This is a genomic window from Candidatus Zixiibacteriota bacterium, from assembly GCA_034003725.1.
Classification (GTDB): Bacteria; Zixibacteria; MSB-5A5; order GN15; family FEB-12; genus WJMS01.
The window spans coordinates 48,676-61,507 of sequence record JAVEYB010000013.1 but is presented as its reverse complement, the minus strand read 5'-3'; the positions used below and the strand labels follow the sequence as shown (position 1 = coordinate 61,507).

The 12,832-nt window shown below is 58.5% G+C and carries 11 protein-coding genes; 5 read left to right on the top strand and 6 right to left on the bottom strand.

From position 1 onward, the window contains the following. Positions 1-22 precede the first annotated feature (22 nt). The 4 genes from RBT76_13280 to RBT76_13265 all read right to left on the bottom strand — a co-directional run bounded on the left by RBT76_13280 (position 23) and on the right by RBT76_13265 (position 4,422). Positions 23-1,501, bottom strand: a complete 1,479-nt coding sequence (locus RBT76_13280) for an RtcB family protein (protein MDX9858757.1) — start codon at positions 1,499-1,501, stop codon at positions 23-25. A gap of 27 nt (positions 1,502-1,528) precedes the next feature. After that, positions 1,529-1,960: an archease gene (locus RBT76_13275; GenBank protein MDX9858756.1), complete on the bottom strand. Its 432-nt coding sequence runs from the start codon at positions 1,958-1,960 to the stop codon at positions 1,529-1,531. Between the two features lie 164 nt (positions 1,961-2,124). Then, on the bottom strand, positions 2,125-2,562 hold the full coding sequence (locus RBT76_13270) for a hypothetical protein (protein ID MDX9858755.1): 438 nt from the start codon (positions 2,560-2,562) through the stop codon (positions 2,125-2,127). Between the two features lie 219 nt (positions 2,563-2,781). Further along, on the bottom strand, positions 2,782-4,422 hold the full coding sequence (locus tag RBT76_13265) for an acetolactate synthase large subunit (GenBank protein ID MDX9858754.1): 1,641 nt from the start codon (positions 4,420-4,422) through the stop codon (positions 2,782-2,784). 309 nt (positions 4,423-4,731) lie between these two features. On the opposite strand from RBT76_13265, the gene RBT76_13260 reads away from it, so the two are divergent. Then, entirely contained in the window at positions 4,732-5,988 is a 1,257-nt protein-coding gene (locus RBT76_13260; protein MDX9858753.1) for a HAMP domain-containing sensor histidine kinase, read from the top strand. 56 nt (positions 5,989-6,044) lie between these two features. Here the strand turns inward: RBT76_13260 and RBT76_13255 are convergent, their stop codons facing one another. Then, on the bottom strand, positions 6,045-7,049 hold the full coding sequence (locus RBT76_13255) for a hypothetical protein (protein ID MDX9858752.1): 1,005 nt from the start codon (positions 7,047-7,049) through the stop codon (positions 6,045-6,047). 304 nt (positions 7,050-7,353) lie between these two features. Here RBT76_13255 and RBT76_13250 point away from each other — a divergent pair, with 304 nt between their 5' ends. From RBT76_13250 to RBT76_13235, 4 genes are all read left to right on the top strand, one after another. Continuing rightward, entirely contained in the window at positions 7,354-8,172 is an 819-nt protein-coding gene (locus tag RBT76_13250) for a hypothetical protein (GenBank protein MDX9858751.1), read from the top strand. 138 nt (positions 8,173-8,310) lie between these two features. Continuing rightward, positions 8,311-9,036 carry a glycosyltransferase family 2 protein gene (locus RBT76_13245; GenBank protein MDX9858750.1) on the top strand — a complete coding sequence of 242 codons (726 nt, stop codon included), beginning with the start codon at positions 8,311-8,313 and terminating at the stop codon, positions 9,034-9,036. 4 nt (positions 9,037-9,040) lie between these two features. Continuing rightward, positions 9,041-10,000 carry an NAD-dependent epimerase/dehydratase family protein gene (locus RBT76_13240; GenBank protein MDX9858749.1) on the top strand — a complete coding sequence of 320 codons (960 nt, stop codon included), beginning with the start codon at positions 9,041-9,043 and terminating at the stop codon, positions 9,998-10,000. A gap of 207 nt (positions 10,001-10,207) precedes the next feature. Next, positions 10,208-10,918: a hypothetical protein gene (locus tag RBT76_13235; GenBank protein ID MDX9858748.1), complete on the top strand. Its 711-nt coding sequence runs from the start codon at positions 10,208-10,210 to the stop codon at positions 10,916-10,918. Positions 10,919-10,989: 71 nt separating this feature from the next. Here RBT76_13235 and RBT76_13230 read toward each other — a convergent pair whose 3' ends face one another. Further along, entirely contained in the window at positions 10,990-12,519 is a 1,530-nt protein-coding gene (locus RBT76_13230; GenBank protein ID MDX9858747.1) for an ATP-binding cassette domain-containing protein, read from the bottom strand. Between the last annotated feature and the right edge of the window lie 313 nt (positions 12,520-12,832).

Sequence of the window (12,832 nt, the reverse complement as noted above, 5' to 3'; positions counted from 1 at the left end):
GCACAGTTCTCCTGTGGTTTTTCTATCCTTTGACGACGCCGAGCGGGCGCAGTCGAGCGACCCGGCGCGCGATTCCCGAATGGTGTGAGATATCAATGACGCTGTCAATATTCTTGTAGGCGCCCGGCGCCTCTTCCGCCACGCATCGCCTGCTTTTCGCACGGAGGTAGATACCGCGATTCTCCAGATCGGCAAATACCTTGTCGGCCGGATGTTCCTTGATCGCACGCGACCGCGACAACCGCCGCCCCGCCCCGTGACACGATGAACCGAACGTCTCTTGCATCGCCTGCTCGGTGCCGACCAGCAGGTAGCTGGCCGTGCCCATGTCGCCGGGGATGAGCACCGGTTGCCCGTAGGCGCGATAGCGTTCGGGGATTTCGGGGTGACTCGGTCCGAATGCGCGTGTCGCCCCTTTGCGATGAACGTACAGCAGGCGTTTCTTCCCGTCGACTTCATGCTGTTCGAGCTTGGCGATATTGTGCGCGATGTCGTAGATCAGATGCAGCCCGAGACGGCTCGACGGCCTGCCGAACACCGTCTCGAACGATTCGCGCACCCAGTGCATGATGAGCTGCCGGTTGGCCCACGCGAAATTCGCCCCGCACTTCATGGCCGCAAAGTACTGACGGGCTTCGGGCGACGACGCAGGCGCCGAGGTCAGCTCGTGATCGACCAGCGGGATGTTATATTTCTTCTGGGCACGACGCATCGTCTCCAGGTAATCGGTGCATATCTGGTGACCGCAGCCTCGCGACCCGGTGTGAATCATCACCGTGATCTGGTCTTTCTCGACGATTCCGAACGCCGATGCGACTTCCGGATCGTAGATTTCATCAACCCGCTGCACTTCGAGAAAGTGGTTGCCGGCGCCGAGCGTGCCGAGCTGCGGGCCGCCGCGCTTTTTGGCGTTCGCACTGACGGTTGATGGATCGGCGCCGTCGAACGCGCCGTGTTCCTCCATGTAGTCAAGATCCTCCTGCCATCCATAGCCGTTGTTGACGGCCCAGCGCGCGCCGTGACGAAGGACATCGTCGATCTGCGTCGGTGAAAGCCGCACGCGGCCCTCGGAGCCGACCCCCGACGGCACGTTGGCAAACATCGCGTCGACCAGCGCCTCGATCCGCGGACGAACGTCTTTCACCGTCAAATCCGTACGCACCAGCCGCACGCCGCAATTGATGTCATAGCCGACCCCGCCGGGCGAGATGACGCCGCGCTCGGCGTCAAATGCCGCCACTCCGCCGATCGCGAATCCGTACCCGTGGTGTATGTCCGGCATCGCGATCGACCGCCCGACGATGCCGGGAAGTGTCGCCACATTCGCGACCTGGTCGGGAGAATCATCGCCGACAATCGAACGCCACATCGTCTCATCGGCGTACACCAACCCCGGCACGGACATGCGAAGTCCATGCCGCGCCATGGCCTGACTCGCATACGAACTGTCTATCTCGATGCGGTAGGCATCCACTCGTTTTGTCGGGCCGGTCCAGGTCATACTCAAACCTTCCTCATCTATCGTCACCTATATGTCAAACAGCACCTGCACCACGGCAGGGTCACCGTCGACCGGGTCCCGAATCTCCATCAGGTGATACGACACGCCCTTCACCTGCGTCCCGGTTCCGTGACGAATCTCGTCGAACGGCTCGATGCCGATGTCGGCGCGAAGATGCGTATCGCCCAGTGCGGTTATCCGGATGTCGCCGACAACGACCGATCGCGACTCGTGACGGACGATCAGTTCAGAGAGAAAGCCGACCAGCAGGCCCTCGCGGTCGATGGACTCGATATCCACGGGTTCGCGGCTTGTTGGTCGAATCTCCGCCGAATCGGTAATGACGGCAAACATCGCCTCGGCCGCGCAGGCGAACGCCTCTGCAAGTGTCTCGCCGTACGCCCTGACGATGATATCGGCCGTATGGTCGATGTATTCGAAGTGCCGCGAAGTACCCATTCGTGTGTGCGTGGACCGTAATGCTGCCGACCGTCCTCTGTTCGTAAGGTATCACGCGAGTATCGGCCTGTCAGCAGTTTTTGGAGACCGTCGCGTCCGGGCAAAAAACGCGGTCGGAGGACACCGCTGCCGGCCGTGCGTAACCTGTTACATCACAAGCGGAACTACGACCCGTACGGATACATGCCCGTCTTGATCGTCGCCAGCTGATCGAGCAGCGCGTTGTGTTTCTCTTCATCGACCAGAAGATACTCAACGAGGTATTCCTGCACGATCATTTTGCGACCTTTGAGGTAGGTCTTCGCTTCCTGAGCCAGCGCGATCGTCTGTTTCTCGGTCTCGATGTGTTTTTCGATTTCGGTCCAAACATCCGCCAGCTCATCGGGCGTCATCGTGTATGTCCCTTTGAGGGTATCGATGATCATCTTCTGCGTCCTGGCGTGCATCTCGGAGTCGCGTTTGATTACCTCCATGATGTGCTTGATGATCGGGTTTTTGCTCTTGTTGGCGATGTCGGTCGTGACTTTGATCGCGTTTTTCTCCACCTGCTGCCAGCGCTCCATGTTGGCGACCAGCTTGTCCTGCATCTCTTTTGTCGACATCTCGAATCCTCCGCGCGTGGCTCACCCTCGGCGCACACGCTCTCTATGGTTGTGCATATCTGATGCTCGTGATTCGTCCGAACCCGCGCAGTTCAAACGTCCCCTCAAGTGTCCAGGATACAAAGCAGGATAGATACTGTCTACCGGTATCTCACCGGGCGCGTTTGAAGTGCCAAACGGATTACTGATGCATCGTGCGAAATCGGACAACAGGAGGAATCACAACAGGCAGGTCTTGGCCGCAAGTTCCTCGTTCAAGACGCGATTGTTTTCGGTATAGTCAACCGGGCAGTCGACGAGGTGAATACCGCCTTCCGCATGACACCGTTCCAGAAGCGGCTTGAGTTGGTCCGCCGATTGCACCACGTGTCCACGCACACCGTACGCATCGGCATACTTGATAAAATTGGGGTTGGAGAAATCAAGTCCGTAGTCGCGGAACCCCATGCCGATCTGCTTCCACTTGATCATGCCGTACGAGCTGTCGGTGAGAATGAGAATGACAAGATTGAGCTTCAGCCGTATCGCCGTCTCGATTTCCTGACTGTTCATCAGAAATCCGCCGTCGCCGACTACAGCCATCACCCGCCGCTCGGGATACAGCAGGCAGGCGGTCATGGCCGACGGCAGCCCGGCGCCCATCGACGCCAGCGCGTTGTCGAGAATGATTGACTTGGGACGGTAGGCCTTGTAGTTCCGGGCGAACCAGATTTTGTACATCCCGTTATCCAGCGCGATGATGCCGTCATCCGGCATCACCTCGCGGACGTCTTTAACGATGGTCTGCGGCTTGATGGGAAAGCTCTCGTCGTCCGCATATTCAAGTATATGTTCGTCGAGTCGGTTTTTGACGCGAAGGTAGTATGCGAAATCCCAGTGCTTCTGTTTTGTCACACGCTCGGTCAGGCGGCGCATGGTGCTGCCGATATCACCGGGGCAGATCAACTGCGGGAAATAAACCTCGTCGAACTCCGCGGAGCGGAAATTGATATGGATAACTTTCGTTCCGCCGGGTTTCATGAAGAACGGCGGCTTCTCGACCACGTCGTGACCGACATTGATAATCAGGTCCGCCCGGGCGATCGAGCAATGAATGTAGTCGTTGTCGGAAAGCGCCGCCGTACCGAGAAACAGCGGATGGCGCTCGTCAACCACGCCCTTGCCCATCTGCGTATTGAAGAACGGAATGCCGGTCTTGTCGATAAACCGCCCGATCGCTTCCATCCCCGCCTTGCGATTGGCTCCCGCGCCGATCAACAGCAGCGGCCGCTCCGACCGCTCGATCATCTCGACCGCTTCGCCGATCGACTGCTCGCTGCAGTCCGGACGGCGTATCCGCACCGAGGGAATCACCGCGGCATCGGTTTCTTCCGTCGCAATATCCTCGGGCAGCTCGAGGTGCACCGCGCCCGGCCGCTCGATCGTCGCCAGTCGGAACGCTTCGCGCACGATCGCCGGTATGGTGTTGCCGTGGACTATCTGTTTCGTGAATTTGGTGAGCGGGTGCATCATGTCGACGATATCGATTATTTGGAAGCGCCCCTGTTTGCTCTTGAGAATCGGTTTCTGACCGGTAATCATCACCATCGGCATGGCGCCCAGCTGCGCGTACGCCGCTGCCGTCACCAGGTTGGTCGCCCCGGGGCCGAGCGTCGACAGACACACCCCCGGCGTGCCCGTCAGCCGCCCGTAGGTCGCCGCCATAAACCCGGCCGCCTGCTCGTGACGGGTGACCACCAGCCGGATCGATGATTTCCGGATCGATTCGAGCAGGTCGAGGTTTTCTTCGCCGGGAAGACCGAAGATGTATTTGACGCCTTCGTTTTCGAGGGCTTTGACAAACAGGTCCGATGCTTTCATAGTACTCAGAGCCTTCAGGTGGTGCGGCATGTCTCAGGCTATCTCGGCGGGCCCGAAAACGGACCCTCCCTGCAACAGTCTCACATCAGATTTTTGAACGTCACGTAAGTAAATCGCAACGGCAGCCCGTTCCAAGCGGTTTTCCGGGCAGGAACGCTCTTGAGCGGGCCGCGAATCTTGTCACGTAACCGGTACGCCGCGGCGGGAGTTCCTGTAATCGGGCAGGTCTCTGCGACCCCTGCCGGTTTTCTGAATCAATTCGGCGCCATCCGAATCAAAACAGAAAGGGTAAACTACTAAACGGGTGCAATGCCGACAACATCGACCATCACCGATCTGGACATAAAGCGCTATCTGGATACCTGCAACCGTCTGCTGACGGAGTCGACCCGAACGGAGGACGACCGCCGAATGCTGGCACTTGCCGAACGGATTCTGGCCAACCAGCTTATCGGGCTGCATATCTACGCCGATGATCCCGACCGCGCCTGTGGCAAGGTCACGCTTCGGTTTGCCGACGGTCGGTTTGTGCGGGCCGAAGGTCGGTTCGAGCAGGCCGATGTGGTTTGGAAAATCAGTTGTGACAAGATCCTCGGGGTTGCAGGCAATCCCGATGACTACCTGGATCATCCGGAGAAACAGGACTGGTCCTGCCTGATCAGCCGCCTCGGTCTGCACCCGGTGCCTCCGGCGGTGCTTGCCGGACCGGAGCAGGCAGCATGTGCGACCGACTCTTCGGCGATGTGTGTCACCGAAATTCAGCAGAAATACCGCGAACTGGTGGCGGCGATTCAGCACTTGCAGGAAGGTCAGTCGGAGCTGGTGACCTCGACCAAGATGTCCTGTCTCGCGGATTTTGTCTCCGCGGTCGCACATGAGTTAAATACGCCGCTGGGCGTGATCAACTCCTCCGCCGATTCACTCCGACGGGCCGTCGACAAGCTGAATGCCATTCTGGAGACCGACGAGGCGGGCGGTGTTGCGGACTCGCACTCGCAACGCTCGCGGTTGTTGAAGATTGTCCAGGACAACACCGCCGTGACAGTCGAAGCGAGCGCGCGGATCGCCGATCTGGTCCGCCGCCTCAAGCGCTTCGCCCATCACGACGAGGCTGAGTACCAGCCCGTGGATATAGTGGAAGGAGTCGAGGCCGCGCTCGGGCTGATAGAGCACAAGCTCAACAGCGGTATTGTCGTGCACCGGGAATTCAACGCCGTACCGATGATCAAAGGATATCCGAACAAGTTAAACGAGATGTTTCTGAGTATTCTTCGGAACGCTGTTCGCGCGATTGGATCGACCGGGCGCGGGGGCGATATCCGAATTACGACCGCATCGGATGAACACACGGTCTATGTAACGATTGCCGACAACGGTCCGGGCATTCCATCCGAAAAGCGCGCGCATTTATTCGATTTTGCATTCACGAAACATCGCGACCGTATCGGCGTGCAGACGGGTCTGGCGAGCAGTTTTAATATCGTCAGGCTTCACGGCGGGGATATACGCGTTGACAGCGAGGAAGGCAAGGGCACGACCGTGACAATCACGCTGCCCGTGGGGTGAGGGGGGGCGTAAGGTTTCAGTCTTTTGATGCGGACCATGGCCCGGACAGATCAGAGTCATTCGAACATATCAAAGTAATCATGGAGTCTATTCCTCCACTCTGTCAAACTAGACTCAAAATTCGCAAACTCGGCGGCGGTGACGACCCTGCACGAGTTGACTTGGTATGCGTGTTCGTATCCATAAAGCTCCACCAAGACATAGGTTGGCTCCTGAGAGTCACCTAGTAAATACTTGCCACCCAAAACGGCTCTTCTCCATAAGTCGAGATCCACGGGGTCTTTGTAGTCTTTCGCGCCTGTTGGGAGGGCATATTCAGCAGTTTGCACGATATCAACAAAGGCCGGAAGTGCCACCGCATCCTTAATATAGGTCACCGAAGACCAATCTACACGGTTTCCAAATCCGCCGAAGGATGCAGGAAAGTGAATCCGATACGGCAGCGCAGGACAACTGAAATACGAATTAACGCAATTCTCAGCAAAGTAATTGGTCAGATGAGTCTGCTTTAATCTTGGCACACGGGGAGTAATGGTGCGATCCGCGGGCAGCTCACTCAGTAGTAGCTGAGTCACTCCGTACACGTCTCCCAATATGTCGGGGCCAGTTGTACGCCACATCGACTCGCCCTTCCATATCACCACATGCTCAGTATCAGTAATCTCAATGGATACGGTGTGCAAGTACTGGACCCCCTGTCTAAAGTACTGCGAAGTGGTTGCGGCGCGGGTGCTCATGAGCGAGGCGACTGTTTGAGCGATAGAAACTCCGACAGAGCCGATTCCGCGCGCGTTCGGTGCCGAAACAATCCCTGATCCCGCCGTGGCCGAGAGCGAAAGACTCGAAATCCCCAAAGTGGATTGATTAGATAAGACCTCGATATCATCTACCCGTTCAGTCTGAAAACTGAAGACAAGTCTGAGGTCTGATACCGAATCAGATATCGTAAAACCGCGACGGCTCAGCAATGAGCGTAAACCCGTTTCAATATTTTTCTGCAACAATTCCTCTGTTCCAAGCAGGGGTTCACTTTCCCCATTAACCGCTATAGCTATACTCATCCCGACTTGGATCCTTGACTCGCCAATGAGGGTACGGCTCCATGGTCTCCAGGCTATTTGCCGTGGTATAGTCGGCCCACAGCCCGTAACAAGCAACATGAGAACAACGACGGCTATTGATCGCATATGAAATTACCTCCCTCACTTTTCACCAAGTAGGTCCCAAGCTCTCAATATTCAAAAGAATAAAGAGTACCACGCGATACGCAATCTTTTTCCCCCCACTTTTCCCTATCTTCTCCCCCTCCGTCTTCCGATACTTATCATAGACATTCCTATCGCCTATCACGGAAAGGATATCCATATGCGTTCCGGGCACCGTAAGTTGCTGCTGGGGCTTGGGTTACTTGCTGTTTTCGGCCTGATGTGCGCCTGCTCCTCCGACGACACTCCGTCCAAAAACGGTACGCTCGACCCCACTGGCGAAATCGACGGTTTTGTCGCCACTCATCTCGCCGCCGATCAGTTCGACCAGATCCCGACCGCTGCGTTTGATTCGGTCCGCTCGAAATTCAGCATTTTCTACGGCCATACCTCCCACGGCAGCCAGCTTATGACCGGGCTCGACCTGCTGGAATCCGAGCACCCGTACTGCGGACAACCGACCGTGCACGAGTACGGCGATGATCTCGGACTTACCGGGGATACCTCGTGGGTGCCACCGACGCGCTCATGGCTCAACGCACACCCGGAGTACAATATGGTTATCTGGTCCTGGTGCGGCGGGTGTTCGGGCAACACGTACGCGGGCATTCAGGCGTACCTTGGGGCCATGTCCGGTCTCGAGGAGGATTACCCCGAAGTCATATTCGTGTACATGACGGGGCATCTCGACGGCACCGGACCGTCCGGCAATCTATACTACTGCAACGGGCTGATCCGCCAGTACTGCGCCGATCACGACAAGGTGCTGTTTGATTTCGCCGATATCGAAAGCTACGATCCCGACGGCGCGTATTATCCCGACGAGACCGATGCCTGCGGGTGGTGTTCCGACTGGTGCGACGAGAACGATTGTGAATCGTGCAGTTGCGCGCACTCGCATTGTTTCAACTGCTACCGCAAGGGACAGGCCTTCTGGTGGCTTCTGGCGCGCCTGGGCGGCTGGGGGGATACGATCTAGCCCGGCCACCGAGCGCCGGGCGCCGGGCATTCGCCGGCCCCGTTTCGGACAAACACCTTGCCCGCCACCGTCTTGTGCCGCTATATTGCGGTTTCACGAGACCATGGGACTTCCCGCGCGACCGTCACAGTCAATTGAATGAGTACCACGCACCGCATACTCTGTATCCTCCCGGCCTACAACGAATCGGGCAAAATCGGCAAGGTCGTTCGCAAGGTGAAAGCTACGGGGCAGGTCGATGAGATAGTCGTTGTTGATGACTGTTCCACCGATACCACCGGCGAGGAAGCCCGGGAGGCCGGCGCAACGGTTGTCCGCCACGAGACCAATCAGGGTGTAGGAGCGGGTATCCGGTCGGGACTGATCTACGGCCGCGCTCACGGATTCACGATTGCCGTAATCATGTCGGGCGACGACCAGCACGAACCAGAAGAGCTGCAATCCGTGCTCGATATCCTCCGCGAAGACCGGGCCGATTTCGTGCAGGGTTCGCGGCGCATTCCCGGCGGCAGGACCGTGAACGCCCCGGTGTTTCGCGAGATATCGACACGGCTGTTTTCGCTGGCGTTTACGCTGCTGTCGGGACGGCGGATCACCGACGGTACCAACGGGTTTCGCGCGTTTTTTCTGAGAATCCTCGACAACCCGCGCATCAGACTGGACCAACCGTGGCTCAACACCTACGAGCTGGAGCCGTACCTGCTTTTCCGCGCCGTGCAGGACAAAAACTGCCGGGTTGTCGAAGCGCCGGTCACTGTGTATTATCACACGGAAAGCCGACAGTATACCAAGATGAAGCCGTTCCGGGACTGGTGGCGACTGGCTCGTCCCCTGTTCCTGCTGCGGCTCGGGCTGAGAGAGTAATTCCATGACCGATGTGCAGTTTGCGGGAAAAACGGTTCTGGTCACCGGCGGCGCCGGATTTGTCGGGTCGAACCTGGTCGGCCGTGTTGCCCGGTGCGGCGGAAAGGTGATTGTCCTCGACGATCTCTGCTCCGGAAGTCTCGACAACCTCGACCGGGATATCGACTACGAGTTCGTGAAGGGGTCGGTGACCGATACTGCGCTGGTGAACCAACTCGTGCAGCGGGTCGATTATATCGCGCACATGGCGGCGCGCAATATTGTCGTCTCGACCAAAAATCCCCGCGAGGATTTCGAAGTCAACATCGGCGGTACGCTCAATGTCCTGATGGCTGCGAGAGAACACCCGGTCGAACGGATCGTCTACACCTCGTCGGCATCGGTCTACGGCAACCCGCGGATTATCCCGATTCTCGAAGACGAGCGTCCGCTGACGTTTTCGCCGTACGCCGTCTCCAAGCTCGCGGGCGAAAACTACTGCTATGCCTTCTACGAAACCTACGGTCTGCCGGTGACGTCGGTCCGCTACTCCAACGTCTACGGCCCCAAACAAAGCCCCGCGAACCCGTACTGCGGCGTTATCGCGAAGTTTCTTGATACCATCAGCCATGGCCGGCGGCCGTCGGTGCACGGCGACGGCCAGCAGACGCGCGACTTCACGTATGTCGATGACGCGGTCGACGCCACCCTGATTGCGCTGCTGTCGCCGAAGTCCGAGGGCAGCGTGTACAATGTCGGCACCGGTATCGAAACGAAAGTAATCGACCTCGTCGCCATCCTCTCGCGCCTGCTCTCCCGCGAGGCAGAGCCGGACCATATCGACCGCCGCGATATCGACAATATCAGGCGGCGCGTGGTCAGTATCGAAAAGATCCGCACTCATCTTCGATGGCAGCCGACCGTCTCGCTCGAAGAGGGACTGCGCCGAACGGTGGATTGGTTTTTGTCCAACCGGCGCTCGTAGCGCAGTGCACATCCCGGTTCCGCCGGGCATCCGCTGTGCATTCAAGTGATCAATCACGCCCGCGCTCGCTCCTGTGGGCGGTCTCCCATACTGTGCCAGTCTCTTGCGGGCGTTGAGGATACAATTCCCGCGTCAGGACCGGCCAATTCGGCCTGCCGTTTGCAGGATATCCCTCCAGAAGAAAGGCCCTCCCCTACGGAGACTTGTATGAAAAGACTGCTTGTCCTCGCTTCAGCGCTTCTGCTCCTCTCGCTTGTGCCTCTGTTCTCCGGCTGCGACAAGGAGAGGATCGTCGAGTCCACCGAGTATATCGAGAAAATCGAATACGTGGATGTTCCCGCGGATACCGTGATCGTTATCGACACGGTCGTCATTCGCGACTCGGTCTCGGTGAACACCACGGACACCGTCGTTGTCATTGATACCGTCTACAGTCAGACTACCATCCATGACACAATCACGGTGGTCCAGAATCACTACGATACAACCATTGTCACGGTTACGGATACGGTGGTAACCGTGCAACACCATTACGACACGGTGGAGGTTGTCAGCTTTGCGCCGAACGGGGCGCTGGCGTTCACGGCCATGCAGGCGTACAGCGATCAACTGGTGATCGACTTTATCACGCAGGAATTCGGCTACACCGACGGCTGGGTGCTTTACCTGTCAACCTACCAGGTCGACCTGCAGCAGCAGTCGGCGGGCGTGTACGACATCTATGGATACATCGATTACTGGCTGCCGGACTGGTCCGCCTACTACCCGCTTGAATTCTACTGGCGAATGTCGTACGACGGCGGCGATCCGGCCGACCCGAACAACTGGTCAATCGCCGAGCCGACCTCGTCGATCGGTCACGAGCCGGGAATCAGCCTCTCGGCCGACGCCCGACGCGACATGCTGGATATGAGATAGACCCCTCCCTTCTTGCTGAACATAGAACCCGGGCCCGGGAAGCGAGCTTCACGCTTCCCGGGTTCATTATTTCAGGCCAGGCGAACGGTGCGGTTTTCAATGACGTACAGCGTCTCGGCCACCGCGGCGACAAAAACCCGGTCATGACTGACAATCAAGAAACCGCCGTCAAACTCTCCGAGCACGTCCTCGAGAACCCGAATCGATTCGATATCGAGATGCGATGTTGGCTCGTCGAGGATGAGAAACTCCGCCCGGTGCAGAAGACACTTCGCGATAGCGGCCCTCATCAGCTCGCCTCGGGAAAACGACTCGACCGGCTCATGGACCTTGTCCTGCCTGATCTGGACTGCGCCAAGCACCCTGCGAATCTCCGTCTCGGCGATGGGGCAGTCGACGAAGTTCTCGATGAGAGTCGTATGTCTGAAAAACGAATCCAGGTCCTGCGCGACCTCCGCCACCGCTACGGCGTCGTTTCGCTCGGCTGTGCCGGCGGTGGGCTGGAGGGTACCGGTAACCAGCCGCAGCAGCGTCGACTTGCCTGACCCGTTGCTGCCCATCAGGCATATCTTGTCGCGGGTCGAGGCTCCGAACGACACGTCCTCGAGCAGCGGCTGCCCTGCGGCGTAGGAGTATGCCGCCCCACTCAGCGAAAAGACCCGGCGGTTTGGCACGGTGCGGGCGGCAAGCATCAGGTGCACACGCTTCGGGACGAAGGGCTTGATCTGCAACAGACGCTGCCGTTCCTTCTCGGCGAACTGCTCCACGACCTTTGCCCGCTTCGCCATTTTGGCGGCTCGCTTGGCGATAAATGACCGCTCCAGGCCGGACCCGCGTTTGGACTGTTCCTTGCGGTATGCCCACGTCGTGCGGCGCTGTACGTCGGCCTGCAGTTTCTGAATGGTTCTGCGGATTTGCCCGGCCTGCCGGGTGCGGCTCTGCAGGTCATCCTCGCGGGCTCCCCACACCAGCGTCGCGCCGCCGGGTACGCGGTAGCTTCGCTCGCGTGTCAGAAGCACGGTCTCGTCGGCGCACGTATCGGTCAGGGCGCGGTCGTGCGTGACCAACAGCACGCCCGCACCTCGCCGACGCTGCTGATCAAGATGATACTCCAACGCTGCCAGACCGTCGATGTCCAGGTAGTTGGTGGGCTCGTCCAGAAGCAGAAGATCCGCGTCGGAGCAGATCACTCGCGCAAGGGCAGCCTTTTGTAACTCTCCCGGGGAAAGCTGCGCGAGCGGCCGTTCCGGGTCTATCATGCCGAAATCGGCCGCGATCCGCATGGTCGTTCCGAATCGGTCGGGCGGCAACGACATACCCGGCTCCGCACTCGAAACGGACTGTGGAAGGTACGCGACCGATAAGCCGGATGTAACCTGGAGGTGCCCTCGAAGAAGCGGGCCGGCGACAAATTCCGGTTCCGGCCGATTGCCCGACCTGCGGTGGATAGCATCAAGCAGGGTCGATTTCCCGCAGCCGTTGCCGCCGACCAGGCACACGATCGCACCGGCGGGCACGGAAAACGTCACGTGGGAAGCGAGCGGAGCAGTATCCAGTGAGATGGTCAGATCAGTACAATGTACCAGTACGCGAAAAGACATTCGTCACCCCTATCATCCTGACGGTGAATGGTGATTGCAGCCGTGACGCGATGTCGTGGCTGCACGGCTGTCCCATATGTCGTCGTACTTGGTTACATCGTTTTGGCTCGAACGAAAGAGTCTCTTCACAAGATAGCGTCTCTCCCGACAATCGACAAGAAATCCGTGCGGATTACAGCAGAGTCAGTTGTTTGTCGAGCGGACAAACAGCCCGGCCGGATTGAGATCGCATTCCCCTCGACGCCGGCACATGTTCTCTGGTCCGATCCGGCACAGCCACACTGATGACGCCATATACACCGGCGGTGCATCG

What these genes read in the sequence shown, in the direction of transcription:
- RBT76_13280 (MDX9858757.1), bottom strand. Translation starts at nt 1,501, where the DNA reads ATGACCTGGACCGGCCCGACAAAACGAGTGGATGCCTACCGCATCGAG.
- RBT76_13275 (MDX9858756.1), bottom strand. Translation starts at nt 1,960, where the DNA reads ATGGGTACTTCGCGGCACTTCGAATACATCGACCATACGGCCGATATC.
- RBT76_13270 (MDX9858755.1), bottom strand. Translation starts at nt 2,562, where the DNA reads ATGTCGACAAAAGAGATGCAGGACAAGCTGGTCGCCAACATGGAGCGC.
- RBT76_13265 (MDX9858754.1), bottom strand. Translation starts at nt 4,422, where the DNA reads ATGAAAGCATCGGACCTGTTTGTCAAAGCCCTCGAAAACGAAGGCGTC.
- RBT76_13260 (MDX9858753.1), top strand. Translation starts at nt 4,732, where the DNA reads ATGCCGACAACATCGACCATCACCGATCTGGACATAAAGCGCTATCTG.
- RBT76_13255 (MDX9858752.1), bottom strand. Translation starts at nt 7,049, where the DNA reads ATGAGTATAGCTATAGCGGTTAATGGGGAAAGTGAACCCCTGCTTGGA.
- RBT76_13250 (MDX9858751.1), top strand. Translation starts at nt 7,354, where the DNA reads ATGCGTTCCGGGCACCGTAAGTTGCTGCTGGGGCTTGGGTTACTTGCT.
- RBT76_13245 (MDX9858750.1), top strand. Translation starts at nt 8,311, where the DNA reads ATGAGTACCACGCACCGCATACTCTGTATCCTCCCGGCCTACAACGAA.
- RBT76_13240 (MDX9858749.1), top strand. Translation starts at nt 9,041, where the DNA reads ATGACCGATGTGCAGTTTGCGGGAAAAACGGTTCTGGTCACCGGCGGC.
- RBT76_13235 (MDX9858748.1), top strand. Translation starts at nt 10,208, where the DNA reads ATGAAAAGACTGCTTGTCCTCGCTTCAGCGCTTCTGCTCCTCTCGCTT.
- RBT76_13230 (MDX9858747.1), bottom strand. Translation starts at nt 12,519, where the DNA reads ATGTCTTTTCGCGTACTGGTACATTGTACTGATCTGACCATCTCACTG.